Origin of the sequence: Paenibacillus sp. LK1 (assembly GCF_002750415.1) — a bacterium.
Lineage (GTDB): Bacteria > Bacillota > Bacilli > Paenibacillales > Paenibacillaceae > Paenibacillus > Paenibacillus taichungensis.
The window spans coordinates 138,980-165,711 of sequence record NZ_PEII01000001.1; the positions used below are offsets into that span (position 1 = coordinate 138,980).

21 protein-coding genes are annotated in these 26,732 nt (G+C 46.7%); 3 read left to right on the top strand and 18 right to left on the bottom strand.

Going from position 1 to position 26,732, the window contains the following annotated elements:
• Positions 1-109: 109 nt before the first annotated feature.
• The 14 genes from CS562_RS00580 to CS562_RS00645 all read right to left on the bottom strand — a co-directional run bounded on the left by CS562_RS00580 (position 110) and on the right by CS562_RS00645 (position 18,233).
• Complete coding sequence (locus tag CS562_RS00580) at positions 110-2,542, bottom strand: glycogen/starch/alpha-glucan phosphorylase (protein ID WP_099852784.1); 2,433 nt, start codon at positions 2,540-2,542, stop codon at positions 110-112.
• 332 nt (positions 2,543-2,874) lie between these two features.
• Positions 2,875-3,978 carry a glucose-1-phosphate adenylyltransferase subunit GlgD gene (gene glgD, locus CS562_RS00585; protein ID WP_090896761.1) on the bottom strand — a complete coding sequence of 368 codons (1,104 nt, stop codon included), beginning with the start codon at positions 3,976-3,978 and terminating at the stop codon, positions 2,875-2,877.
• A gap of 27 nt (positions 3,979-4,005) precedes the next feature.
• Positions 4,006-5,175 (bottom strand): glucose-1-phosphate adenylyltransferase, encoded by a 1,170-nt coding sequence (locus CS562_RS00590; RefSeq protein ID WP_099852787.1) that lies wholly within the window; start codon positions 5,173-5,175, stop codon positions 4,006-4,008.
• 507 nt (positions 5,176-5,682) lie between these two features.
• Positions 5,683-6,825, bottom strand: coding sequence for an amidohydrolase family protein (locus CS562_RS00595; RefSeq protein ID WP_099852790.1), 1,143 nt, complete (start codon positions 6,823-6,825; stop codon positions 5,683-5,685).
• Positions 6,826-6,827: 2 nt separating this feature from the next.
• Positions 6,828-7,886, bottom strand: a complete 1,059-nt coding sequence (locus CS562_RS00600; RefSeq protein WP_099852792.1) for a pyridoxal-phosphate-dependent aminotransferase family protein — start codon at positions 7,884-7,886, stop codon at positions 6,828-6,830.
• Positions 7,870-8,655 carry an ABC transporter ATP-binding protein gene (locus CS562_RS00605; RefSeq protein ID WP_099852795.1) on the bottom strand — a complete coding sequence of 262 codons (786 nt, stop codon included), beginning with the start codon at positions 8,653-8,655 and terminating at the stop codon, positions 7,870-7,872. Before CS562_RS00605 ends, CS562_RS00600 begins: the two co-directional genes overlap by 17 nt.
• A gap of 2 nt (positions 8,656-8,657) precedes the next feature.
• Positions 8,658-9,410: an ABC transporter ATP-binding protein gene (locus CS562_RS00610; RefSeq protein ID WP_099852797.1), complete on the bottom strand. Its 753-nt coding sequence runs from the start codon at positions 9,408-9,410 to the stop codon at positions 8,658-8,660.
• Positions 9,410-10,276 carry an ABC transporter permease gene (locus CS562_RS00615; RefSeq protein ID WP_099852800.1) on the bottom strand — a complete coding sequence of 289 codons (867 nt, stop codon included), beginning with the start codon at positions 10,274-10,276 and terminating at the stop codon, positions 9,410-9,412. Before CS562_RS00615 ends, CS562_RS00610 begins: the two co-directional genes overlap by 1 nt.
• The gene (locus CS562_RS00620; RefSeq protein ID WP_257219272.1) at positions 10,273-11,217 is read right to left on the bottom strand and encodes an ABC transporter permease; all 945 of its coding nucleotides are present in this window, start codon (positions 11,215-11,217) and stop codon (positions 10,273-10,275) included. Before CS562_RS00620 ends, CS562_RS00615 begins: the two co-directional genes overlap by 4 nt.
• Positions 11,214-12,833, bottom strand: coding sequence for an ABC transporter substrate-binding protein (locus tag CS562_RS00625; RefSeq protein ID WP_099852806.1), 1,620 nt, complete (start codon positions 12,831-12,833; stop codon positions 11,214-11,216). Before CS562_RS00625 ends, CS562_RS00620 begins: the two co-directional genes overlap by 4 nt.
• Before the next feature lie 211 nt (positions 12,834-13,044).
• Positions 13,045-14,196: an iron-containing alcohol dehydrogenase gene (locus CS562_RS00630; protein ID WP_076289723.1), complete on the bottom strand. Its 1,152-nt coding sequence runs from the start codon at positions 14,194-14,196 to the stop codon at positions 13,045-13,047.
• A 285-nt stretch (positions 14,197-14,481) separates the two neighbouring features.
• A complete protein-coding gene (locus tag CS562_RS00635) occupies positions 14,482-15,339 on the bottom strand; it encodes a GNAT family N-acetyltransferase (protein WP_180286990.1) in 858 nt (285 codons plus the stop codon).
• Between the two features lie 131 nt (positions 15,340-15,470).
• Entirely contained in the window at positions 15,471-17,165 is a 1,695-nt protein-coding gene (locus CS562_RS00640) for a M3 family oligoendopeptidase (protein ID WP_076289721.1), read from the bottom strand.
• Between the two features lie 261 nt (positions 17,166-17,426).
• The gene (locus tag CS562_RS00645) at positions 17,427-18,233 is read right to left on the bottom strand and encodes a glycoside hydrolase family 12 protein (protein ID WP_257219274.1); all 807 of its coding nucleotides are present in this window, start codon (positions 18,231-18,233) and stop codon (positions 17,427-17,429) included.
• A 600-nt stretch (positions 18,234-18,833) separates the two neighbouring features.
• On the opposite strand from CS562_RS00645, the gene CS562_RS00650 reads away from it, so the two are divergent.
• Positions 18,834-19,574 (top strand): hypothetical protein, encoded by a 741-nt coding sequence (locus CS562_RS00650; RefSeq protein ID WP_099852811.1) that lies wholly within the window; start codon positions 18,834-18,836, stop codon positions 19,572-19,574.
• Between the two features lie 142 nt (positions 19,575-19,716).
• On the top strand, positions 19,717-19,929 hold the full coding sequence (locus CS562_RS00655; RefSeq protein WP_053779896.1) for a cation:proton antiporter regulatory subunit: 213 nt from the start codon (positions 19,717-19,719) through the stop codon (positions 19,927-19,929).
• A gap of 98 nt (positions 19,930-20,027) precedes the next feature.
• Here CS562_RS00655 and CS562_RS00660 read toward each other — a convergent pair whose 3' ends face one another.
• Positions 20,028-22,775 carry a PAS domain S-box protein gene (locus CS562_RS00660; protein WP_180286991.1) on the bottom strand — a complete coding sequence of 916 codons (2,748 nt, stop codon included), beginning with the start codon at positions 22,773-22,775 and terminating at the stop codon, positions 20,028-20,030.
• Positions 22,776-23,049: 274 nt separating this feature from the next.
• Here CS562_RS00660 and CS562_RS00665 point away from each other — a divergent pair, with 274 nt between their 5' ends.
• Positions 23,050-23,877, top strand: a complete 828-nt coding sequence (locus CS562_RS00665; RefSeq protein WP_076289719.1) for a protein-glutamine gamma-glutamyltransferase — start codon at positions 23,050-23,052, stop codon at positions 23,875-23,877.
• Positions 23,878-24,062: 185 nt separating this feature from the next.
• Here the strand turns inward: CS562_RS00665 and infC are convergent, their stop codons facing one another.
• From infC to CS562_RS00680, 3 genes are all read right to left on the bottom strand, one after another.
• Positions 24,063-24,554: a translation initiation factor IF-3 gene (gene infC / locus CS562_RS00670; RefSeq protein ID WP_076289718.1), complete on the bottom strand. Its 492-nt coding sequence runs from the start codon at positions 24,552-24,554 to the stop codon at positions 24,063-24,065.
• Between the two features lie 125 nt (positions 24,555-24,679).
• On the bottom strand, positions 24,680-25,612 hold the full coding sequence (locus CS562_RS00675) for a manganese-dependent inorganic pyrophosphatase (RefSeq protein WP_076289717.1): 933 nt from the start codon (positions 25,610-25,612) through the stop codon (positions 24,680-24,682).
• Between the two features lie 305 nt (positions 25,613-25,917).
• The gene (locus tag CS562_RS00680; protein ID WP_306553621.1) at positions 25,918-26,670 is read right to left on the bottom strand and encodes a metallophosphoesterase family protein; all 753 of its coding nucleotides are present in this window, start codon (positions 26,668-26,670) and stop codon (positions 25,918-25,920) included.
• Between the last annotated feature and the right edge of the window lie 62 nt (positions 26,671-26,732).

Consider the following 26,732-nt stretch of genomic DNA (forward strand, 5'->3'; position numbering starts at 1 on the left):
CATACAAAAATCCCCTTGTGCAACAAGGAGTGATCTCTGACAAAGGTTTATGAACCCAACAGAGATCCACCTAGTGTACAAGGGGATTTCATTGTTAAACAATAATTATTTAACCTTTCCAGTGTCCGGAAACCGGATGAATGCCCCAGATATCAGTCGCATATTCACTAATAGTGCGATCACTGGAGAAAATGCCGGATTGAGCGGTATTTAGCACCGCCTTACGTGTCCAGCCCGCTACATCGCGGTATGCCAAATCAATGGCAGCATGCGCATCGGCGTAGGCAGCAAAGTCACGCAATACAAAGTACTCGTCACCATGGGCCAGCAAGGAATCATAGATATCCCAGAATTCACCATCACGCTCACAGAACGTTCCCGGATGTACCAGCTGCTCCACTACCTCCCTAATTCGTTCATCCTGCTGTACAATCTCATTTGGCCGATAACTGCCGGAGCGGTAATATTCAAGCACCTCGTCTGCACTCAGACCAAAGATAAACATATTGTCTTGACCAACCTGCTCTGCCATCTCCACATTCGCGCCGTCCATAGTACCAATGGTCAACGCACCGTTCATCATAAACTTCATGTTCCCCGTACCGGAGGCTTCCTTGCCTGCGGTTGAAATCTGTTCGCTAACGTCCGCAGCAGGTATAATTTTCTCGGCAAGAGAAACCGAGTAGTTTTCCAGGAAAAATACCTGTAGACGATCTTTCACGGCTACATCGCGATTGACCGTATCTGCCACCGTGTTAATCAACTTGATAATTTTCTTGGCAAAATAATAACTCGGCGCTGCCTTTGCTCCAAAAATGAACGTACGTGGCACAATATCAAACGAAGCATCGCTCTTGAGACGGTTATACAAATGCATAACATGCAGAATGTTCAGCAGCTGCCGTTTGTACCCATGCAGCCTTTTCACCTGTACATCAAAGATGGAATCCGGATTGACAGCCTTCCCGGTATGATCCAGGATGTACGCGGCCAGTCGCTCCTTATTATTACGTTTAATGAAATGGTACTGCTGCTGGAATGAAGCATCGTCTGCAACGCCTACCAGCTCATTCAGTCTGCCCGGCTCCCTAATCCACTCACTTCCAATCATATCTGTGATCAGATTCGACAGCTTTGGATTGGCATGCATCAGCCAGCGGCGATGGGTAATGCCATTCGTTTTGTTATTGAAGCGCTCCGGATAGAGTGCATAGAACGGAGCCATTTCCCGTTCCTTCAATATTTCGGTATGCAATGCCGCAACACCGTTAACGCTATGACTGCCCACAATGGCCAGATGAGCCATCCGCACCTGATCGTTCGCAACAATCGCCAGATGCTGGATACGATCCTGGTCTCCGGGATAACGTTCAAGCAGCATGCCGCAGAAACGTTTGTTGATCTCTTCAATAATCATGTAAATGCGTGGCAGCAGCTTGCTGATCATGCCCACAGGCCATTTTTCAAGCGCCTCACTTAACGTTGTATGGTTGGTATACGATACGGTGCGGGTTGTAATATCCCACGCTTCATCCCATCCATATCCTTTGACATCAATCAGAATGCGCATCAGTTCGGGAATCACGAGTGTTGGATGAGTATCGTTAATATGGAACGCCACTTTATCCGGCAATCGATCATACGAAAGCTCAAGCTTGTTAAATGTACGCAAAGCACTCTGTACGCCTGCCGAACACATGAAATATTGCTGTTTCAGACGAAGCAGCTTGCCCTCGTATTGGGAATCATCCGGGTACAAAAACTCCGAGATCGATTCTACCGAACGGCTGTAATCCAGATATCCGTAATAGTTCGAAGGGGTATCGAGTGAAGTCTCCCGCTTGGGCTCCGCACTCCATAATCGCAAGGTGTTTACATGGGGCTGGCCATAACCAATCACAGGCACATCATAAGGAACAGCTACAACTGATTCGGCATCCTTCGTGACAAATTGGTAATGTCCATCCTGTTCATAGGCTTCCACACGGCCCCAGAACTGCACTTCCACCTTTTTGTCCGGACGGCGCACTTCCCATTCATTGCCCTTCTCGAGCCAATTATCGGGTAATTCGACCTGATTGCCGTTAATAATTTTTTGCTCAAACAAGCCATATTTATAACGGATTCCGCATCCATGTCCTGCATAGCCGAGGGAAGCCAGTGAATCCAGAAAACAGGCTGCGAGTCTTCCCAGACCTCCGTTGCCGAGCCCTGCATCCGCCTCCTGCTCTTCCACTTCTTCCAAAGAGAAGCCCAGTTCAGCCAGACTGTCTCGGACGAGTTCCAATTCATTCACATTTAACAGGTTGTTGCCGAGCAGACGTCCAATCAGGAATTCCAGCGAGAAGTAATAGACCTGTTTATCCTGGCGCTGCTTAAACCCCTGATTCGACGCCGCCCAATCTTGACCCGCGTATTCGCGAATCATACTTCCAAGTACGTGATAGACATCCTCTTGCGTTGCTTCTGCTAGTGGTTTGCCCAATTTGCTAACCAGATTGCGTCTAAAAATACTCTTGAACGTTTCCTTGTTGTCAAACAAAAGAAGGTTCCTCCCGGTGAAATCCTGTAGGATGGTGGCGGTTCATACACTCAAGTGCTCAATGTTCTGCAAAGTGGCCGTTACGGGTACGAATCGTTCTTTCAATCGCTGTTATCCCTGTATTTTCTTTATTCTATTATTCAGATGTGAAAATACAGTGATAAAGGCGAACGCTACGCTTCTTCAGAATCGATTTCGTTCCCTCCACTACGTTTGCACGTTGGCAAGCTCAATCGAAGTTGCATTTCAACTTTCGCTCATGAACCTTAAATCCATCCTACAGGATTTTTATTTTATATATATTTATAGATGATATCGGTTAAGTGTTGGTATTAGATAATAGTACTCTTCGCCAGAATATACGGGTTCGACGGGTCGCCGATCAACGTCTGGCCACCACTTAACTTTACATCTTTGTCGAGAATGACGTTCTCCAGAACGGCGCCTTCTCCGATGTAGCATTTCTGCATAATAATGGAACCTTTAATTTTGGCACCTTTCGCCACATGCACCCCACGGAACAGGATGCTGTCTTCAACTTCTCCGCCCACAATACAGCCATTCGCGAGCAAGGAATGTTTCACCTCAGCAGTGTCCAGGTATTTGGCTGGAGCCTCGTATTTAATCTTGGTTTGAACAGGCTGTTCCTTGAACAGCTGCTCATACAATCCGCTATTCAACAATTCAAGACTGTTGCGGTAATAGCTATCGATCGAATTGATCACGGCGTGATAGCCATCATAGGCATACGCCGCAATGTTCAAGCCATCCGGGTTTTTCTGAATTACATCACGGAAGAAATGGCTTTCGCCATGAGCGATGCAGCGCTGCACCTGGCGCAGGAACAATTCTTTTTCCATAATGAAAATTTCTGTATATATATTCGGGTGATCGGTGCTTTGGTGAATGTCCACCACATTACCGTTCCCGTCATCTTCAACTTTGACACAGGCGTCATGCTCAGGCAGCAGTTGATCCACTTTTTTGCAGACCAGCGTTACATCCGCGCCTTTGCTTATATGGTACCTGTATACATCCTGCAGATCTGCTTTGGTTACATGCCGACTACCTGCGTGGACTACATATTGCCCTGAACCCCGGCGGAAGAAATCGAGATTATTGTGAAAATGCTGCAAATCCCCTTGTGACGTATCGGTTGGATCGTTCCAGTCCGGTGGTAAAATAAACATACCGCCATGCTTGCGATCCAGATCCCACGGCTTACCGTCTCCCAGATGATCCATGAGTGAACGGTACTTACGACGCACAAATACACCGATACTCTCAATGCCAGCATTCATCATATTGGATAATACAAAATCAATCAGACGGTAACGCCCGGCATAAGGCACCGCGGCTCCGCAGCGAAAGTACGTCAATTCCTTCAATTCCTCAAGCTCATGGTCAAGGTTAATAACTCCGATCAATGGTTTCATCGCATGCACCGTCCTTTGGGGTTTAGATTAGGCTTTGCTTGTCATTCCCTCAAGAAGCTGACGTTCCAGTTCTTCCTGATCGACCAGCAATATATCACTTTCATCCTCAGGGGCGGGCGACAGATGTACTCCATCCGGGATCACCAATCCTTCGGCAATAATGGCTTTGTAAATACGTACATTTTGACCGATCTTCACTTTTGGCATGATCACTGAATCGGTTACGGAACTGTTCTCTCCCACCTCGATCCCGTAGAACAAAACGGAGTGCTTAACCTCACCATGTACCACACTGCCTTCACTGATGATGCAATTCCGCACCTTCGCCGATGGTGAAATATATTGCGCAGGCTGATTTGGATTCCGGGTATAGATACGCCAATCCGGATCGTTCAGATTAAACGGCGTTTCTTCATCCAGCAGGTCCATATTGGATTCCCACAGACTGTGGATTGTACCGACGTCTTTCCAATACCCTTCAAACGGATAAGCGTATAGTGATTTTTCATTTTCAAGCAACAAGGGAATGATATCTTTGCCAAAATCATAGGAGGTGGATGCCTGCTGTTCGTCCTGGATCAGGAAGCGTTTCAGCACATCCCACTTGAAGAGATAGATACCCATGGAAGCAAGCGTGCTCTTGGGTTCAGGAGGTTTTTCTTCGAATTCATAGATGCGATAATCATCGTGGGTGTTGAGCAACCCGAACCGGCTAGCTTCTTCCAACGGAACGTCAATGACCGATATGGTGCAATCTGCATCCTTTTCTTTATGGTATTGAAGCATCTTCTCGTAATCCATTTTATAGATATGATCCCCTGACAAGATGAGCACATGCTCAGGATCGAATTGTTCGATAAAATTCAGGTTACGGTAGATCGCATCCGCCGTACCGCGGTACCAGTTACTACCATCTTCACGTTCATGAGGAGGAAGTACATATACCCCGCCATTTTTGCGGTCCAGATCCCAATCACTGCCAATGCCGATATAGGAGTGCAGCACCAGAGGTTCGTATTGGGTTAATACACCGACCGTGTCGATGCCAGAATTGGAGCAATTACTTAGAGGAAAATCAATGATGCGGTAGGTTCCGCCAAAATAAACAGCAGGCTTGGCCAGTGATTTGGTCAGTCCCTTTAATCTTTTGCCTTGCCCTCCAGCGAGCAGCATCGCTACAACTTCTTTTTTTGCCATCATTACAGCCTCCTCCATGTGCATTCGTTCTAAATCATTTCAGAGCCCATAATCCGATATGCTGTTGTGTGGACACTTTTGTCATGATTAGGAGCATGCTGTACAGACTGTGTTACTTAGAATTGCAGCCGAACGTTGTTCTTTGTAATGTCTGAAAGTAGATGATACGTGCAGAATTGCCTGTACTTGTTGTGTAGAGGTGATAGGTGGATGTAAAAATTAAGGTGTACCCCGTGAGAAATGCAATACACTACTCCTATATAACATTAAACACGAAACGGGCTGAGGAATCTTGCTGGAAAACTTCGACAAAAGTTTAAGTGGATATCACTCCTTCCTTTATGCCGCTGTTATTAATATTGTATTCGCTGATGGGTCTGCAAAATCCTTTTGGAAAACTTTTGGGGATTTAATTATCGCTCAATATTCGCCAGCTAACCTGCTCCTTCGAAAGCAACATAGCGCTCACTGTATTCACAAGTAAAGAAAAAAACGCAGAAACCAATTTCATGGTTTCTGCGCTCCAATAATTACGGACACGATACTCTCTCGCAGCTGATCTGCATTTTTCGTTTGATACGGATCGGCATTGAAAATAATAGCATCCGCAATATAGCCTTCTGCAATCTGCCCCAATTCGTCACCACGACCCAGAATCTCAGCAGCATTGGTCGTCGCAGATTGCCACGCCTCTGCCCGGGTCAAGCCATAATCGATCAGCGTATCCAACTCTTGCAAATTATAGCCATGAAGTGAAGGTGTAGCGTAATCGGTACCGAAACCGAAACGGACTCCTGCTCTTTTGGCATATCCGATGGCTGTAGAATGAGCTTCAGCAGCGCGCGCTGCACGATCACTGATAACAATAGGCAACGCCAGGACGCCTTTCGGATCTGCGGCAATACGATATATCGATGTGGTAGGGACAAAGGCCGTTCGAGACTCGGCAAGTCTGCCGGCCTGATCCTCAGTTAAGAACATGCCATGCTCCACAGACTCCACTCCTGCCTGAATGGACCAGTCTACCGTCACGCCACCCCAGGTATGAACCAGTACCTTTTTATGGTGGGCATGCGCATAGCGAACGATGAACGCGAACTCTTCCTCCGAAAATACAGGATCGAGCACTTGTTCCGTAGGGGTTCCCAGTCCACCTGTAGCCATAATTTTAACCCATCCCGCGCCTGTATCAAAAATTCCGTTCAGCCGTTGTTCTAGATGCTTTACACCACGGGCATCTGCCGCTCCTAGCATTTCACTGCTTGTTTCAACTCGTAAGGGGTGTTGATAGTGCTGAGCGAGATGTCGAGCGGTGCTTGGTAACAATCCGCCCGCATCTCGCGCCGTGGTTACCCCCGTCTTGAGGGTAGCTGCAAAAGCTTGCGCCTGCATCACTTCTACCTCGTGGCTGTCCCGTTTCAATTGATCCGCATGGTCAAAGTCTGTCCAGGCCAGATGTGTATGAAGATCAATAACTCCGGGACTTATCCATTGATCTGTACCCGTAGACGATGAGCCATCATTCTGCGGCACGGATTCTGTAACAGATGCAAACCGTCCATTTTGAATGGAGACATCGAACCGTTTGCCCTCAATGCCTGCTATAAAGATATGTTTGAAGCTTTGTTCCTCCGATTTTACCTGGGTCATATTCATTCCCCCCAAACGAGACGAACAGCCTGAACGGCTTGCTCATGGTCCTGATTCAATAATGCTGCAATGGTCGCAACAGCTTCCTCCACACCTGCCAAGGACGCATTAACTCCAAAATGATTAATTCGCAGAAGCTGACCAAAAAGTTCTCCATCCCCCGGAGCAACGATGCCGATCGGCTGATCGATATGCAACTTCTTCTCCCCGGAAATTCGAACCGTCGTAGTCAGTGTCGAATATGTTCTGTTATCTTTTTGCCAAGCCTCCAGACCCAGGGCCTGAATTCCCGCTATAGCAGATAACGCAGCCTGTTCATGACGCTTGATTACCTGCTCCAATCCTTCAGACTCAATAGCTGTCAAAGCCAAAATCAGTGCTCTGGCTTCCAGCGTTGGAATGTTGGGAGGAACGCGGACCGGTGCAGACCCTTCGCCGGAGGGCTGTAGGTCAAGCAAAGACAGGATGGAGTTGCGCGGTGCATGCGCATTGGATTCGAGAAATTCCCATCCACGCGGCGAAATGCTTACTGCGCTGATGCCGTTTGGCCCAGCCAGAGCTTTTTGTGCACCCACAGCTACAAAATCTACGCCCCATTCATCGACCAGCAGAGGCTCTCCTCCAATGGCTGATACAGAATCACTTACCGTAATCAGGTTATGGGCACGCGCAATCTGTATGATTTCTTTTGCGGGATTCGACCCACCCGTAACCACCTCTGCTTGAACAAAGGATAGTGCGGACGGTTGATGCTTTTCAATCGCGGCAGCGACCTTCTCCACAGGTACAACTTCATCAAAAGGAACTTTGACTTCAATAACCGTTGCCCCTCCGCGTTCAAGCCACTGACCAAACAAACTGCCATATGGCCCTGTTACGACATTGACAATTGTACGACCCGGCGCAGATATTCCAGCTGCCACGGCCTCTATACCCAAGATAGCCTCTCCCGGAATGATCACCGGAGGATACTTTGTATTCAAAAGCCTGGAGAGCAATTGTGTAAGCGTATCGTATTCCGACAAGGTAAGGGGGATGTTTCCTTTATATTGTTGGCTCATATAAACCTCCTAAAGAACTTGATTTCGGCATCTTTGGAACTGCGGACAACAGCTCTCGGCTGTATGCCGTTTCAGGTCGTGTGAAGAATTGATCTTTGGGACTAATCTCCACCAGCTGACCCTGCCGCATGACTGCTACCGTATCGCTAATGGCATGGATAACTCCAAGATCGTGAGAAATGAACAGTAGCGTAAGATTAAGTTCCCTCTTAAGTGAATTGAACAGATCGAGCACACTCCGCTGCACGGAAACATCGAGTGCACTCGTAGGCTCATCCGCAATCAGCAGACTCGGCTCTACGCTTAAAGCGCGTGCAATGGCGATACGTTGGCGCTGACCGCCGGAGAATTCATGCGGATACTTGTCCAGTGCCCTGCTTTCCAGCTGGACACGGGCCAGAAGCTCTCTCGATCTTTTCTCCACCTGTGAACGGTCTACAATGCGATGAAACAACAGCGCTTCAGCAAGAATCTGGCGAATGGAATGTTTGGGATTCAGTGAAGCATCCGGATTTTGGAAGATCATCTGTATGCTTTTATACTGCTCACGACTTCTCTTCTTCTTTAATTGCTGATCCCCCAGCAAAATCTGCCCCTCATCCGGCGTGATCAAACCGGCAATGACTCGCGCAAGGGTTGATTTGCCCGAACCGGACTCACCAACAAGACCAAGCGTGGTATGCCTCTGAAGATTTAGCGTGATGTTGTCCAGCGCAGTAAAGTCACCATATTGAACCGTGACATTCTGAACTTGCAAAGAAAGTTCCATTGTTATTCGCTCCCTTCAAGCTTCGGTAAAGGAAGCACCGAGTTGATGAGCATCTGGGTGTAAGGATCTTGCGGGTTTTGCAGTACGCTAAGCGAATCCCCGTGCTCCACAATCTGCCCCTGCTTCATCACGCACAGCTTCGAGCACAGCGTCGCTGCAATCGCCAAATTATGTGTTACAAAGACCATGGCGAATCCCAGTTCATGCTGCAAACGTTGGATCGTCTCCATAATTTGACGCTGCACAGTAACGTCCAAAGCCGTTGTTGGCTCATCACAGAGCAGAATGCCTGGCTTGCACGCCAGGGCCAGTGCAATGACTACCCGCTGACACTGCCCACCTGACAGCTGGCTAGGGTATCGGTCCTCACGCTTCAACGAGTCGGGAAGCCCCAACAGTTCAAGTAATTCCAGCGCTGCTACCCTGGAGGCCTTCCTGCTTAACTTTTGCCTGTAATAAACAACTTCCGCCAGCTGTTTAACAACGGGGCAGAGCGGATCGAGCGCACCTCTCGGGTCTTGAAACACCATCGCGCTGTTCACGTCACTTCGAATGGTTCCACCCGTCTGCTCTACACCGCTTGGCAACAGTCCCAGAATGGAACGAAGAGTTAGTGATTTACCGGAGCCGGATTCACCTACTAATCCCAAGCTCTCCCCTCGCCCAAGCGAGAAATGTACATCTTGAACTAATTTTTGATTTGACTTGGTTGACAGAGATAGCGCCTTGACTTCAAGAATCGGTTCAGTGGACATTATTTTTTCCTCCATACATCGGCCAATCCATCACCGACAAGCGACAAAGCAATTCCCGTGTAAACGACTGCAAATCCTGGAACTGCCGAGAGCCACCAGGCTGTCGTGATAAAGGATTGTCCATCCGAGATCATCGTGCCCCAATCTGGGGTCGGTGGTGCGATGCCAATGCCCAGGTATCCAAGCGTAACAATCGCCACCAGCAGCCCAACCATATCCGTCATGAGGACAACGATCGCCTGAGGCAATACATTGGGCAGGAGATGACGAAGGATAATCCGTATTCCCGGCAAACCCAACGTCTGTGCGGATGCGATCCATTCCTGCTTGCGGTAGGATGCACTCAGCCCTCTGACGACACGGGCAAAGACAATCCAGCCAACGAGCATAAACGTAATATAAATCCCCCGCTCACCTGCTCCGCTGGCAAAAGCCACGATAATGACAATGAGATAAAAAGGGAAAGCGATAAGGGTATCGGTAACTAACGATATGATCTTATCAATCCATTTTCCGTAATACCCTGCGAGCATCCCTAGAAATACGCCCATGCAAAAGGGTACAATTTCCGCCAGCACCATAATGCTCAAGTCGGTTCGCGCGGCATAAATCAGTCTAGTGAACAAATCACGTCCCAGTTGGTCTGTGCCCAACCAATGTTCAGCAGACGGCGGTTGCAAAAAGGCACTCAAATTTTGCTCCGAAGGGTCATAAGGACTCACCCACGGTATGATCACAGCCAAGATGATCAGCACAGCAAACATCACACTTCCCACAAGCAGGCTAGGAGTTTTCAATATGCGATTCAAGAGACTGGTGTTTTGGCTGTCTTCATATAACTGAGGTTCAATTCGTATCGTTTTCATGGTCTTCCTTTCGTTCTGGGATCTAGCCACCTGGACAGAAGCTCTATCAGGAGACTGATGATCACGACAGATACAGCACAGTAAAGGGCTATGCCTTGAATGACCGGGAAATCCCGTTTGGAAATGGAACTAAACAAAAGACTGCCAATTCCTTTGATACCAAATACCTGTTCAACGACCAATGTGCCGCCAATGAGATAAGAGATATTAACGCCAAGAAGGATCAGCGTCGGAAGTGCCGCATTGCGCAGGACATGTTTGAATAGAATGACCCGGCTAGGTAATCTCGCAGCCTTCAATGTAACTACAAAATCAGATTCCAGTACTTCAAGCATCTGGGCTCTTAATGAACGAACCAATGTTGGAATCTGTGAAAAAGCTACGGTAATGGCGGGAAGTGTCAAACTGTATAAGGTGCCCCACCACCCTTCGCCGACTCCACCAACGGGAAACCAGTGAAGATGAACACTCAGCAGCAGAATCAAAAGGATGCCAACCCAGAAGATTGGCATACCTAGCGTTACCGTAGGAAAAATACGTATCAAATGGTCCAGCAGCTTATCCTTGTGTGTAGCGGCCAGTGTAGCAAGCACGAGAGCAATGACAATTGCCAATGCACATGCCATGGCAATGAGCAGCAAGGTAACGGGTGCACGATCAGCAATCAGTTCTCTAGTGGAGGTTCCGTTAATAATGGAGTTGCCGGTATCCCCCTGAGTGAACAGTGTCTTCACAAACCGTATGAATTGTTCCCCCAGCGGCAGATCCAGCCCGAGAGCATGGTGCATGCTATCAACGGCCTCTGGGGTGCTGTACTCGCCAAGAATCATTTTGGCAGGATCTCCTGGTACCATTCTGATGAGAAAAAAGACTGCTGTCATCACACAAAGGATCACTGCCAACGCTCTTCCCACAGTACTGATCAACCAGAACTTCTTCATTTCTGAATACGAACGTCTTCAAAACGCACACTGCCGTTAGGCAAAACAACAATGCCATCTACTGAAGAACGAACACCAATCAGAATATCCGGATAATAAAGCGGAATGTAAGGCACTTCATCGGCAAGCGTTTGAAGCAGTTTGGAGTATATTTCGGCACGGCCATCGCCGTCCGGTGTTTGTTGGCCTTTATACAAAAGCTTGGTTACTTCATCATTGGTGTAATGCGTCCAGTAAGATTTGCTGAAACCATCAGGGTCGGTCTGGAACGCAATGATTGAGTTCGCTTCCGGAGAATCGGCTTGCCCACTGTTCAGCATCGCTGCGAAATCATAAGCAAAGAATCGTTCACGGAAGGTAGCGAGTTCAATCGATTCAATCTCGATGTTAATGCCAATTTGTTTCCCCGCTGCCTGAATGATTTGCGCTTCTTGCGCTCTGGTGCTGTTGCCTGAAGCTACAAGCAGTTTTGTAGTAAATCCATCAGGGAAGGCCGATTTGGCAAGTTCCGCTTTGGCTGCATTTACATCAAAATTCAGCGCCTTGAGTGTATCATTCGAATTGTAAGGAATCGTTGTCGGCAGCAATGAATTAGCGGTCTGTGCATAACCAAAGGTAAGCGCCTTAGTCAGACCGTCACGATCAAGTGCCAGAGCCAATGCCCGACGAACATGCACATCCGAAAAATGCTTATCCAGCGTGTTAAAGAACAATTGCTCTGTCACCCAGCTGCCGTTGGTTACAACAGTTGTATCCGCGCCATTTTTGATTTCATCGGCATTTTGCAGAGCCAGCGACTCAATCGCGTCCACTTCTCCTGCTTTCAATTGATTGATTGCTTGGCTGTCATCTTCTATCAGCTTGTAAACAAGCTTATCAACCGATGGCTTTCCTTCTTGCCAGTAGTAAGTGTTCTTCGTAAAGGTCACATCGCCTGCAGGGTCCCACTGCTCAACTACAAACGGTCCTGTACCTACCGGTTTCTTGAAAAATTCTTCCTCGGTAACTCCGCCAAAATTGTTAGGAATAATACCGTTCGAGAAGTTGGACAGCTCGGAAATAAACGGCGTATACGGCTCTTTAAGTGTAATTACAAGTGTGTGGCTATCTTTGGCTTTGATCGTATCCACCTTCGCGGATATTGCAAGCGGGCCACCAACCTTCAAATGCCGCTCCAGCGAGAATACGGCATCCTCTGCCGTAACATCTGTGCCATTAGAGAACTTCAAGCCATCACGCAACACAAACGTATACGTCAGACCGTCATCACTGATGTTATGCGATTTGGCAAGCCAATCCACAATCTCGCCTTTGCTATCAAAAGCAACCAGAGATTCAAATACTTTATCAATGGCGAAAGCGTTGTTCGATGTAATCTGATTATGCAAATCAAACGAGGTTACGGAAGCCGGCCGACCATATACAAAAGTCCCCCCCGTTGCAGTCTCGTCCGTCTTTGAATTTTCATCCGTACCTTGGTTCGTCCCAGGCTGGGCTGCTGCATTGGGAGCAGGATCATTGGTCGATCCGGAGCAACCGCTAACGATTACCAATAATAGAACGGCTAACGCTCCTACCCATAATGACTTTCTAGTTGATGATTTAAACTGTGACATGACTGACTCTCCCCTTCCAATAAAGCTTATGTGTTTAGTATGGATTGATTATGGATTAAAGCACCCCCTCTGTCAAACAAAAAATAATGACCATTGCGAGATAAAACTATTTTATCCAATGAAGGAAATGAATCCGTATTCATAAGGCTCAGAAGCACTTGACACACCAAAAAAGCCAGAATATATTCTGGCTCTCTCTTTGTTCTTAACTTTATATGATTTTGCGGAATAGCTCCATCACTTCATCCCTGGAAGGTTGATACGGATTACCCGGTGCACAGGCATCTTTCATGGCATTATCCGCCAGCAATTCAACATCAGGGTCTTTCACACCCAATTCAGACAGTCTCTCAGGAATGCCAACCTCCTTGGAAAGTTGACGAATGGCTTCAATCACATACTCCGAGCACTCCTCATCTCGTTTGCCTTTTACATCCATACCGATTGCTTTGGCTATATGACGGAATTTACCTGGCACATGCTTTGCATTCAATTCTTCTACATAAGGGAGCAACATCGCGTTACATACCCCATGCGGCAGATCATAGACTCCACCAAGTTGATGGGCCATCGCATGAACATAACCCAAGCCTGCATTGTTAAAAGCAATCCCGCCAAGAAAACACGCATACGTCATATGCTCTCTTGCTTCCAGATCACTGCCGTCCCTGACGGCTCTGGGTAAATATTCAAAGATCAGCTCAACGGCAGCCGCTGCTGTAGCGCTCGTTACCGTAAACCCACCAGGCGTGACCATGGCTTCCACGGCATGGGTCAATGCATCCATGCCCGTAGCCGCAGTAAGACTGGCTGGCTTGCTCAGCATCAGTTCCGGGTCATTCACTGACAGGTCGACGAGACTGTTTCGATCCACCATCACCATTTTCACCTTGCGTTCCTCATCTGTAATCACGTAGTTCATGGTCACCTCACTGGACGTGCCAGCTGTTGTGTTAATTGCAACAAGCGGCACGGACTTGTGTTTCGATTGATGCAAACCTTCATAATCACGGATATGCCCACCGTTAGTTGCTACAATACCAATCCCTTTGGCAGCATCCTGAGGTGAACCTCCGCCTATCGATATAATGGCGTCACAGCCATGATCCTGAAATACGTGAAGTCCGTCATGTACATTCTGACAGGTTGGATTAGGCTGAACCTCATCATATACCACATAGTCTAACCCTGATTTTCTTAGTATAGACAGCACTTGTTCAGCAACGCCGGAAGAAATCAATCGACGATCACTTACGACGAGCGCTTTGCGAATACCCATTTTCTCAATCATTTTTCCTGCTTCGTGTAAACATCCTCTACCCATCAAGTTCACGGGCGGAACATAATAAGCGTGTGTTGCCATCTGAACCAGCCTCCTGTTACCCCTGATTTACTATCTTTATTGTAACTGAATCCGTTTTCAGATATAGTGAAATAAATCACAACTAAGTTGATAAATGTTTCTTTTGCACTGAATTATCCAAGAATTATTCAATGATTATGACTGTTCTTCATTAACCGGCTTATCTGTGCGTGTATTAAAAAGAGCTTGTTGAGCTTGGATTCACAGGTTTCGCCTCTCGAATCAAAAAACAGGGGCCGCCCCTGGTCATTTTCATGACTTTAGGACAGCCCCTGCAGATGATGTTCAGCAATCCAGAAGCTCCTGGATCGGCATGTAATAGACGGGATAGGCTCTACCTTGTTCAAAACCAAGCTTACTCGCAATCGTAATGGAATCATGACGAAAATCCTCTGTCGTCCAGTGTGGAACGCACTTCCGTTCCAGAACGGATTGCACATAAGCGCTTGCCATGGCCGTAGCCAGACCTTTGCCACGGTGTATCGGATCGTAGGTGTTGATGCCTGTTTCATGGTGAATGCCACTGACAAACACTGAGATACATGTACCTACAACCTTCCCTTGATACACCTTGCATGTTCCAACTCCGTATTGAAAAAAGTCCTCCACCGAATGCCAGAATTTCAAAATTTCCTGCTCAATGATACAGCTTTTGTCCTCCAGCATTGCAGCTCGATCGATAACTTGAAGCTCATATCCACGAGGGACGAACAAGGAGCTGGAACTGCGTTCCAGCCACTGTCCATACTTCGTAAGATTGAATTGAAAAGGAACTCGTAATCCTTCTCGCAAACGTCCGTTGAATATGTGATCCAGGACTGGAGACCAATCCGAGCCGGGCTCTGGGTAAACTTCAAGATTCAGCATGTCTTCGCCAGCATCTAACGCTTCAGGCAATAGCTCCTGAACAAGTACCTCCCTGATACGGCTATTGAAATGTTCATTATCCGATCTTCCGATTAGGTAAAACATTTCGTTTTTGGCCCAAATCAGGGCGCTTTTCGGAGCATGAAGCTGGTCTGCATAGACACGCCCGCATTGAAGTCCTGCAAGTACTCCACCCATAACCACATGCCCGTTTGTACCCGAGATGAAGGGCGTCAATTGCTTCCTTTGGGACGGTTGATCCAGTAAAACCAACATGGTATAACCTCGCATTCTTTGTATAGGGTGGGTGAAAAAAACATTCAAATCCGCCCTGCCTCAGAATGCTGTAACGTCAGGTGTATTCCTCGTTCCCTTTCACCTCTTCGACCTTTATTTTTATTTTTCGCTTACAGCGCTTTATCGTCTACTGCGTCCAACCAGGCTTCGATATCTCCGATGACAGAGGATACGCAGCCGTCTTCAAACGGAGAATTCAGACCTGCCAGTTCTACCAATCCTGTGAAGGACAGGCTTCCTCCGGCTTTACACAATGTCAGGTAGTCAGCCCATGCAGACTTCATATCCTGGTTACTGCGTTTCCAGAACTGGAATGCACAGATTTGTGCCAGGGTGTAGTCGATGTAATAGAACGGCGACGAGAAGATATGACCCTGTTTGTGCCAGAATCCGCCTTGTTCCAAATAAGCGTTATCCTTGTAATTGATGTGCGGCAGATAAGTCTTCTCAATATTGCGCCAAGCCTGCTTACGCTCCGCTGGTGTTGCATCCGGGTTTGCATAAACAAAATGCTGGAATTCATCGACTGCTACGCCGTAAGGAATGAAGAGCAGTCCGGAAGACAGGTGATCGAATTTGTATTTGTCCGTATCTTCCTTGAAGAACAATTCCATCCACGGCCAAGTGAAGAATTCCATGCTCATGGAATGAATCTCTGCGGATTCATAGGTCGGCCAGTTGTACTCAGGTACTTCGAAGTGACGGCTCTCATAGACCTGGAATGCGTGGCCCGCTTCGTGTGTCAACACGTCGATATCGCCTGATGTACCGTTAAAGTTGGAGAAAATAAACGGCACTTTGTAATCATTCAGGAAGGTGCAATAGCCCCCACCCTGCTTGCCTTTTTTGCTCACCAGATCCATCAGTTCATTGTCGGTCATCATCTGGAAAAACGTATCCGTTTCTGGTGACAATTCAGCGTACATCTTCTTACCATTGTCAATGATCCAGTCCGCATCCCCTTTAGGTGTCGGGTTCCCCGTCTTAAAGCTGAAGCCCTGATCGTAAAAATAGAGGGTATCCACATCAATCCGGCTGCGCTGACGCTCTCTGAGCTTCGTCGCTACAGGCACGATATAATCACGGACTTGTGCTCTGAAATTGGACACCATCTCCGCGTTGTAATCCGTGCGGTTCATACGGTCATAGCCGAGTTCCACATACGATGGGTATCCGAGCTTCTTCGCGATCTGTGTACGCACTTTCACCAATTCGTCGTAAATGCGATCGAATTCAGCCTCATGTTCAGCCATGAACGTATATCTTGCTTCCGATGCGCGTTCTCGCATGGAGCGATCTGTGGACAACTCAAAAGGATGCAGCTGCGGCAATGTGCGTTCTTCACCTTCAAACGGGATTTTGGCCGAAGCAATCAGCTGATTGTATTCCGTAGAAAGTTTGTTCTCTTTCTGAAGGTCCTCGATAATTTCCGGGCTGAATGTTTTCAGAGACTGATCCGCCAGCTGGAACAGCTGTGAGCCCCATTTTTGTTCCAGTTCAGCACGGAATTTGGAATTTACCAATGCTCGATAATAATCGGTGATGTATTCTTGAATGATCGGAGAGCTTTCATCCAGAAATTCATTTTCTTCTTTGTAAAATGTATCATTGGTATCAATCGAATGACGGATGTAGACCAATTGTGCCTGAGTCTCAAAGTCACTGCGCAAAGCGTTAATCTTGTCCATATATCCACTCTGCTCTTCAACCGTAGTTGCGGCTTCAAAACCACTCAGAAGCTCACGGAATGACGTTTTGATTTGTTCCAGATCGGGACGTGTATACGTATACTCACTAAATTTCATTTATGTACACCCTTTCCTGTTAGGCATATTTCGGGATTCCCCGAGTTGAACTAAACCCTATTATACAAAAGAGCAGCCTAAAAATCCCAACTTTACGAAAAATATTTGTCCATCGGTCAAATGGAGCTACATCACTCGTTACATATGTTACGGATGAATGTTAGGTACAATTCACAAGTAGAAGATGCTGCATCAGCAGGAAATGGGTTTTCCTCCGAGCAGCATCTCATTAAATCATGAAAAGGCGTGATAAACAGACCGTTACTGAACGTTCACGTACCAATTAGAGTAATTGATCTGGCCGCTGCCTTTCGTAATTTCGGTTCCATATTCAACACTGCTGACATATTTGCTGTTGGTAAAATAACTTTTGGAGATGAGGTAATCAGTGAAGTTTTTGACATTGATGCTATAGTTGTTAGGGGATTTTGACTTTTTCAGGAACGAGTATACCCACCACTGATGCACTCCGTTGTCGGTAATCTCACCGCGATACAGATCATAGGTTTGTCCACCAATGGACACATCCGAGAACACTTTGGAACCAATAGGCCCTACACCGGAAGTCCAATCGTTCCAGATCATAATCTCCTCGGTGGGTGTGCTTGACCAGGTCGCATTGCCGATGTCGTGCAGCCAGATATCATACGCATTATTATACTCCCCAGTGGTGTTGGACGCCTTAGAATAACTTACTCCGGTATTGATACTTTTGTTCGCAGACAATCTCGTTGGCAGCCCACTACCTGGTGTGTAGCCCTCTGTCCAGTGCCAGCCGCTGACTAGTGAAGGATAAGCTTTGACTCCACCCACAGTCGTTGGCCAGTTCCAAACGTAACCCAGATCAGTATTGCTGTTCACATACACGGACTGGGACCAGCCACTGACACTTGAGCTTCCCCAGCTATTGTTGAATATATAATACTTGTTGTTGCTGAAATTAAGTTTGGCGTACGCTGTGGAATCCGATGCTGCGCTGGCTGTAATTGGAACGGCCGCAATCAGTAATGACATAACCAGCAGCATCCATGCTTTCTTGCCTGATCCTTTCTTCATCTTCAAACCCATAATGTTAGCCTCCCATAAATTTTAATGTAAACGCTTACAGATTTAAGTGTAAAACATTTCCATATACAAGCATACCACTTAAATCCGACATTATTTCATGCTATATTTAGACTTTTTGGCATTATATACAAATAAGCCCGCCTCGCATCCATTGCGAAGCCAGCTTATAGGCTTGTCTTTTGACATTTTTCTTAATACGCTCTAGTGTTGATCGTTGTCCATAATCTTGTAGAACCAGCCCATTCCGACCATTCCCACAACCATAATGATTGCCATAATAATGATATATGTCATGAATGTAACCCCCCTGCTCCGTATTTCTTCACACTACTACCAGTTTACACGGTGAAACCCATTTTGAATTGACTGAACATTGACAAAAATACGAAATCTTCATTTTCACTCAACATATTGTGTCCTTTTTCATTGTAATTCCAACCGTCATCTTACTAATTCGATTATTCCACATCCACCGTATCTGCATCCAAATATTCAAAACACAGATTCACAGTTTCGCAAAAGTTTCATCCGCCATACATACGGTGTATACTATAAATCTATGAATTGGAATTGGATTACACGCAGAAAGGTTTGAACTGAATGTCGACTCGCACACCCTATTTTCGTCAGCTATTATTCGCTTTTTCACTAACTCTTATGCTGTTTATACTATCCGCCTGTGCTGATGGTGAAGCTCATGTCACGGTTAATATGGACGGTTCATCCGATCTGGATCTGAATCTCAGCGTAACCGACTCAGCCTTGGGAATGATGGGACAAGAAAATCTCATGACAATGCTCGCAAATACGTTGAAACAGAATAATTTCCAGGCCGAAGTTTCAGACCAGGGAGATCAGACACAACTCAAAGCGACAACCCATTATGAGAAAAGTAATACCGTCTCTACCTTCAGCATGTCGGATCTGCCTGATGGAATCAAGGTGGAGCAATCCACTACACCTGGCTTTTTCACTTCCAAATTGCATATTGCTGCTGAAGCAGACCTGTTGCAGACTATACCTGATGGAGAAGTCAAAGACCAAATCAGCAAGGTCCCCGGATTTCTCAAAAACTTGCTGTTGAAAGATGTCAATTTTGATTTCAAGCTGACACTGCCGATCAAGGTGCAGGATTCCAATGCAGATCTGGTCGAAGATCATGGAAAAACCCTTATTTGGCACGTCTCCCCACTGAATACGAATAAACTGGATTTGACCGTACAGGTCCCGAATATTCGGAACATCATAATTACGGGGGGCATTGCCTTGGTGCTGATCATTGCATTACTTATCTGGTTTATGGTCCGTCGCAGACGAACCCGTCAGGGTCGAAATGTATAACTAACCTCAGCTCAAGAAGGTTGGATGAGATGACTACGATTTCATTTCCGACTTGCCAAACGGTGTTATGGATAGTAGAATACATCCGTACTGTGTGAACGGTTAACTTAACTATGGAAAAGCTAAAGAGGTGACAGGTTTCATGAATATCCGGGAATGCCCTTTGCCTGGTATCGGAGTGAAGTACCAGTTTGATACAAAAAGCGGTAATAAGTTGGTCATAATTGTCCACGAAGATGGACGCCGTGAATTATTCTCGGTGGACCCCAATGACAATGAAGAACTTACCTTAATTGCAGAACTGGAAGATGACGAGTGCGTAACCCTTTCGGGGTTAATTGGCGGATGGTCCTGATATCTGTCAGGGCAGTACCGACGATATGCAAAATAACCTGCTCCCTCAATTAGGGGCAGGTTATTTTCTTATCTCTATATTCCTAGTGCAAAAGACCATCAGCGCTCTTGCTGGGACCGAATATACGGAACCCATGTGTTTAGCACACGACTTATTTCCGTAGAGCTGAACGGCTTGCTGATAAAGTCCTGCATGCCGCATTTTAGACAGGCTTCCCGGTCGTTCGCTCCTGCAAATGCTGTGATGGCTGCAATGACGGGAGTTTCAGGATGGCTTTGCCTAATTCGACAGGTCGCTTCAATCCCATCCATAACAGGCATTTGGATATCCATAAAGAGAAGGTCGTATGTTTCCCTTTCCAATGCTTTCACCGCTTCAGCACCGTTCTCCACAATATCACATACACCGCCGAGCTTACGAAGCATTTCCTCCAGCAAATGACTGTTCAATGACTGGTCCTCAGCTATAAGAATTTTGATCCCCGCTGCAAGACTTGTACGATCCAGCCTCAGGTCGTGATCAGCCACCTCTTCAATCCGATCCGTGGACTCGTCTTGCCAACGTTCAAGTAACAGGGTGAATTGGAAATTCGCTCCCTCTCCTGTCTCACTCTGTACACCAATGGCGCCTCCCATGAGTTCCACAAGCTTCTTGCTGATAGCCAGCCCCAGACCTGTACCTCCATATTTCCGATTAATAGCCGGATCGAGCTGCGAGAAGGACTGGAAAAGTTGATGCTGCTTGTTGAACGGAATGCCAATGCCCGTATCTTTGACCGAAACTAACAAGATAAGGTGATTCTCATTGTAAAATTCCGCCGGCTTAACGTTCACATGAACCTGAATGCTTCCCTTCTCCGTGAATTTGACGGCATTGCCCACCAGATTTATTAGAATCTGACGAATACGTGTTTCATCGCCTCTTACGCGTTCGGGAATCTGATCTGACATTTCACAGTATAGTTCAATATTCTTTTCGGAAGCTCTAAGCGCAAATAGTTCCATAACCCCGCCAAGAACGGCCTTGAGATCCACTGGCTGTCGTTCGAGATCCATTTTGCCTGCTTCAATCTTGCTGAAATCCAAAATTTCATTCAAAATATGCAGCAGTGATTCACCACTGTCGATGATGATATCAGCGAAGCCGTTCTGCTCCTCATCCAGTTCAGTTTCTTTTAGAAGGTGAGCCATGCCCATGATTCCATTCAGAGGTGTACGAAGCTCATGACTCATAATTGCCAGGAACTCGGATTTGGCTCGATCCGCATGTTCTGCCACTTCTTTGGCACGAATGATTTCCTTCACCGATGTCATATCGCGGAAAACCAGAACTGCCCCACGATTGTCCCCCTGCTCCATAATCGGTTTTAATTGGAACTCCGCCAAGAAGCTGGAGCCATCCTGCTTCCAAAATACAGACTCAGATCGCGGCAGGCTTCGCCCTTCACGTACAGCTTGAAGAATTGGAGTGCCATTGGATGGATAAGGGATACCCTCACTTTGCATTTGTAACATAATCTCTTCAAGCGGCTTGCCATTCATCTCAGACGGACAGAAATCCATCATCTCTGTTGCAATCGGGTTGGCAAATATCAGATTTCCTTTCTGATCCAGGCCAATGACACCCTCAGACATGGCATTGAGAATCAACGCCCTTTCATAACTGAGATTTTCAATTTCCTCTACATACCTTTTTGACTCCGTAATATCGCTGGTTATTCCATAGACGCCTACGACCCGATCCTCGAGCAAAATCGGAACATTAATCACACTCGTTTCAATACGCTGTCCGTTCTTGTGAATCAGTCCTACCTCATAGCTCTGTGCAGTTCCTTTTACGGTCTGTTCAAAATGATACCTTGTCTTATCCAGGTCCACCGGATCAATAAGATGATCAAACGGCCCGCTAAGCAGTTCCTCCTTGGTGTGGCCAGTCAACTGCTCCTGACCTGCATTGGCCTTCAACAGGTTTCCTTCCAGATCCAATGAAGCAACTCCAAGTGGATTACTGTCGAACAATGATTGGTATTCTTGAAGACTTAACTGCTGTTGCATACTTGCTGTAATATCACGGGTCACCGCGATCATTTCCTGCAAATTCCCCTGTTTGTCATATAGATAATGAGTGATGGTATCTGCCCATACAACAGAACCATCTTTATGCAGGAGCCGATAGCTCATTCGATCAGGAGCAAGGCCCTGAATTTGACCCGCCACGTAAGCTTCGACAAGAGGTATATCGCTGGGGTGAATGCAGAACAGTCCAGATTGACCAACGACTTCTTCAGGATCATATCCCAACATGCTTTGGCTGGCTGGAGATACGTACTTGAACGTCCGTTCCGGATCGGCATGGTGAATGGCAATCAGGTCAAGCGAGGATTCAACCAGCAATCTTGAGATTCGACTGCTCTCCTCCAACTGCTTGCGTTGTATAATGAGTCGACTCTCTGCATCCTTCTGCTTCGAAATATCCGCTGCCTGCACAAGCAAATAAAGCGGCTCGCCGCTCGTTTCATCCCTGACGATGCAGGCTCTTACCGTGGCCCACAGAAGAGAATCATCCTTGCGCTTAAGCCGTAACTCTGTTTCATACATCAGACTTATTCCATTGGTCATATCCCAGAAATGGGACCTAAACTCCTCCATCTCTAAGTCTTCCTCATGAATCATATGTACAATCGGAGAGTCAATCAATTCATCTTCACTGCACCCCAGCATTTCACAAAATGCCGGATTAAGCTGAAGCCAACGTCCGTTCACATGCGAAGCAACAGCAATGCCGATCGGTGCATGTGTGTATAACTGCTCGAACAGAGAGCGATTCTCTGCAATTGGATTCGACACCACATATCCTCCTTTATGGGGAATCTGAATATATTCCGTATGAACAGATCGACCTGAACATAACTTCATCTATAAGAGTAGTACCCCAAATGCCATGATTTATAAACGAGATCAACAAAAATTCAGGCAATTATCGACAATCTTATCGTGTGTTCATGCTGTCTGTACTTGGTAGACATACAAAACCATATAAGTGGCGTCATATACTACAGAATACGCGTGCATATCCGTTTGTACAAGGCTGAACATCCAAATGATACTGGAGGTTATGATTATGATCATTGTTGCGAATCAACCGATTGAGCTGGTGCGTTCGGATTGGTCTGCTTTTGCATGGCATTGGTTACAACAACTACAGAACAGTCCCACCGTATACACATATCAATCCATGGATCATCTTCACTTTGAATGGACGTTGCGCGAGTCTCTGGTGGATGCAGCGGAAGCGCTCGATCGAAGTGGGGTCAGCTTTGCCTCGTTTGAGAAATCCAGATGTAACCCTGCCTATTGGAACCGAAACGCTGAAGGTGGCTTTGAGTTAAGATCTGAGGTAACGCCTGCGGAAGGAATCCGGGACATTTGGAAGAATGGTCATTTGTATGCTTTTGAATGTGCAACAGCGACTGTCATTGTCCTTTATGGCGGTGTATTGAACAGTATTCGGGAAGATGATTTCAATTCATTATTCCGCGACCTGCTGCTCTACGATTGGCACTATGACAGCGATCTGCGATTAACGGAGAAGAACGGCAGCGACTCAGCGCTTCCGGGAGATGTATTGTACTTCAAAAATCCGGACGTTTCCCCTGAAACACCAGAGTGGCAGGGGGAGAATACCGTTATGCTGCGTGAAGACTTATATTATGGTCATGGAATCGGAATTGCAAGCGGGGAAGAAATCATTCGTTCACTGAATCAAAATCGCATTCCTGGAAGTACAGTGTCAGCCTATTTAATGGATACGGTTATTTATCCTGACTTTCTATATCTATCCCGCTACGCTAAAAACAGTAACGCGAATTCACAGACAGCCTCATCTACCCCGGTCCTGCCAGGACAGTTGTACGTACGCATTGGCAGTAGCCGTTATTTGCGAACCTAAACCGGCTTGAAGCGTAATTCATTAGGTGTTAAAGTGCTGTAACAATATTACATGCTGAAAACCCCGTAAAGCAACAGCACAACTGTTGCTTCACGGGGTTTTTGGAGCATTTGGGATAAGCCAGCCTAATAACAACCGGATTGTCCCACCGTTCCTTGTTATTTAGCTGAATTCGTTCATCGTTATTATTCGATGGGGTCTAACTGTACAACGACCTGCTTGCCACTTACCTGAATACCCGTCGTTTTACTGCCATACTCAGCCAGAGATTTGCACAGCTGTTCTGCCCATTCTTTGCCTGCTGTCCCTTCCTTGGCTCCATGCACCTGGATGACGAGCTTCACTGAATCACCCTTCGTCAAGATACGCTCTGCCTGAGATTGCTTGGTCTCCCGGTCGTGGTCTTCCATCTGCAGATTCAGTCGGATCTCCTTCACTTTACGTTTATCCGGTGTTTTCGCAGCTTTCTTCTTCTCTTGCTGCTTTTCCTGTTTTGCTGCTCCAGCGCCCATCAGTTTGCAAGGCGGCGGGCTGGTCATTAGAGACATACAGATCAGATCGACCTTATGCTGCTTCGCAAGTGCAAGTGCGTCACGCGTAGACATGATGCCGAGATCTTCACCGTTCAGGCCGGTCAACTGGACTTCAGTCGCTTTGATCTTTTCATTTTTGATCATGGTACATCCTCCTCTACAACAAAAGCCTGTCCTGACCTATGACAGATCAAGAGCAGGCTTGGATGTTGTAACTGAATATTCATCGTATATCTGGACGTAATGGTTATACGTCGGTTTTGTGCATCTTACAACGAGTTGAACGCTTCGGTCAGAACTGGAACAATTTGCGATTTGCGGGATACTACGCCTTTGAGCAGCGCTCTGCTATCCGACAATGTCACATTGTACGCTTTTTCAACAGCTTTGGTGGAAGCACCATAAGCCAATGCAACGGAATCGTTGTTCAGGATGTCGGTTACGACAAATACAAACAGGTCAAGACCTTTACTGGAAATAATGGCTTCAATCGCTGCTTCAAGCTCAGGTTGCTTCACAAGCACATCATTCACGTCAACCGCGTTAACTTGTGCAATCTCCACTTTTGCTTGACCCATAGCGAATTCTTTTGCATCCAGGGAGATCAGTTCAGCAATCGTTTTCTGGCTCAGGTCTGCGCCCGCTTTCAGCATATCCAGACCATAGCTGTCTGCATCTACACCAGCAATGGCAGCCAGTTCACGTGCTGCTGCTACATCCTGCTCTGTGCATGTTGGAGATTTGAACAACAGGGAGTCGGAAATAATCGCGGACAGCATCAAACCAGCAATCGGTGCGCTGATTTCCACGCCGTTTTCTTTGTACAATTTATTCAAAATGGTTGCTGTACAACCTACAGGTTCTGCACGGAAATACAAAGGTTGGCTTGTCTCAAAGTTCGCAATCCGGTGATGGTCGATAACTTCAACAACCGTCACGTCCTCAATATCGCTGACACTTTGCTGACGCTCGTTGTGGTCAACCAGGATGACCTTATTCACTTCGTTAGCTGCTGTTTTGATCAGACGTGGCGCTGCCACTTTGAATTGGTCCAGTGCAAATTGAGTTTCGCCATTTACTTCACCGAGACGAACAGCTTCAACGTCCTGACCCAATTTTGTTTTCAAGTCTGCATAGGCAATGGCCGAGCAGATCGTATCCGTATCGGGATTTTTGTGACCGAAGATTAATGCTTTTTCCATATTAATAGCCCTCCGTCAATTCTGATTTAGATGAATAAAATGTAATATTTCAATCATACCCTTACTGATTATAGCGTTAATAAGGCTTAATTCCAATCCCTTTACAGCGAATTAATTACAAAATCATGTCAGGGTCTTGTCTTTATACTCCGTAAACGAATGCACAACTCTGCCGTTCCACCAGCTTCGATCCATTGTCGGTATGTATACCAATCCACATTCTCAAGAAAGTAAAAAGTTAGAGCTTCAACGGGATTTAATTTATACTCTTGTTTAAGGGATTTATTTGAAATTCGCCGCGTGGATTAAACCTCGGGACCCTGACGGGTCTCTCCTCTTTTCACAAAAAGAGTCTGCACACTTCCGTCTTCGCTGATCTCCAGCAAGTTCAGTCGAGCACCATAAGCACATCCGCCATCAATACCAATCTTGTCCCCCGTGGGGTCAAACCAGACACCTGGCTCGTTATGCAAATTTTTGACTGGAGTATGACCGAATACCACCGTCTCCTTGAGCGATGTTGGTCTGGAATAGAACGGCTCTCGAATCCAAATGAAGTCACGCTCTGACTGGGTCCGCCAATCCTCCACATCCGGATTAATCCCGGCATGTACAAAGATATAACCAGGAATTTCGTATACAAGGGGAAGCTGTTCCAGAAAACGAAGATGATGCTCATAGTGTGTACGGAGCCACTGTTTGGCTTCAGTATAAACATCCCAGTCCAATTGCTCATCATCCAAAGAAATCTCGGAATAGCTGGCCAGCGTCTGTAAGCCACCATTACGAATCCAATGTTTGTCATACTCCTCGACATCATGATTCAGCGCCTTGACCATCATCGCATCATGATTTCCTTTGATCGCAATAATGTTGTACTGCTCGCGCATCTGCATAATCTGTTCCACGACCTCTTTGCTCTTCGGTCCGCGGTCGACATAATCACCTAACAAAATCAGCTCGTCCTGCTTCGGATCGTATGCTGCCTGCTCAAGCAGAGCATTGAATTCGTCGTAACAGCCATGAATATCACTAATGACACATCTGCGAATGTGAATCTCTCCTCTCCCTGATCACGCAAGAGTTAACCGGAACCTTGCTAAACAAGGTTCCAGCCATT

Coding starts and splice junctions, on each gene's coding strand:
- glgD (WP_090896761.1), bottom strand. CDS start 3,978: ATGAAACCATTGATCGGAGTTATTAACCTTGACCATGAGCTTGAGGAA.
- CS562_RS00590 (WP_099852787.1), bottom strand. CDS start 5,175: ATGGCAAAAAAAGAAGTTGTAGCGATGCTGCTCGCTGGAGGGCAAGGC.
- CS562_RS00595 (WP_099852790.1), bottom strand. CDS start 6,825: ATGACCCAGGTAAAATCGGAGGAACAAAGCTTCAAACATATCTTTATA.
- CS562_RS00600 (WP_099852792.1), bottom strand. CDS start 7,886: ATGAGCCAACAATATAAAGGAAACATCCCCCTTACCTTGTCGGAATAC.
- CS562_RS00605 (WP_099852795.1), bottom strand. CDS start 8,655: ATGGAACTTTCTTTGCAAGTTCAGAATGTCACGGTTCAATATGGTGAC.
- CS562_RS00610 (WP_099852797.1), bottom strand. CDS start 9,410: ATGTCCACTGAACCGATTCTTGAAGTCAAGGCGCTATCTCTGTCAACC.
- CS562_RS00615 (WP_099852800.1), bottom strand. CDS start 10,276: ATGAAAACGATACGAATTGAACCTCAGTTATATGAAGACAGCCAAAAC.
- CS562_RS00620 (WP_257219272.1), bottom strand. CDS start 11,217: ATGAAGAAGTTCTGGTTGATCAGTACTGTGGGAAGAGCGTTGGCAGTG.
- CS562_RS00625 (WP_099852806.1), bottom strand. CDS start 12,833: ATGTCACAGTTTAAATCATCAACTAGAAAGTCATTATGGGTAGGAGCG.
- CS562_RS00630 (WP_076289723.1), bottom strand. CDS start 14,196: ATGGCAACACACGCTTATTATGTTCCGCCCGTGAACTTGATGGGTAGA.
- CS562_RS00635 (WP_180286990.1), bottom strand. CDS start 15,339: ATGTTGGTTTTACTGGATCAACCGTCCCAAAGGAAGCAATTGACGCCC.
- CS562_RS00640 (WP_076289721.1), bottom strand. CDS start 17,165: ATGAAATTTAGTGAGTATACGTATACACGTCCCGATCTGGAACAAATC.
- CS562_RS00645 (WP_257219274.1), bottom strand. CDS start 18,233: ATGGGTTTGAAGATGAAGAAAGGATCAGGCAAGAAAGCATGGATGCTG.
- CS562_RS00650 (WP_099852811.1), top strand. CDS start 18,834: ATGTCGACTCGCACACCCTATTTTCGTCAGCTATTATTCGCTTTTTCA.
- CS562_RS00655 (WP_053779896.1), top strand. CDS start 19,717: ATGAATATCCGGGAATGCCCTTTGCCTGGTATCGGAGTGAAGTACCAG.
- CS562_RS00665 (WP_076289719.1), top strand. CDS start 23,050: ATGATCATTGTTGCGAATCAACCGATTGAGCTGGTGCGTTCGGATTGG.
- infC (WP_076289718.1), bottom strand. CDS start 24,554: ATGATCAAAAATGAAAAGATCAAAGCGACTGAAGTCCAGTTGACCGGC.
- CS562_RS00675 (WP_076289717.1), bottom strand. CDS start 25,612: ATGGAAAAAGCATTAATCTTCGGTCACAAAAATCCCGATACGGATACG.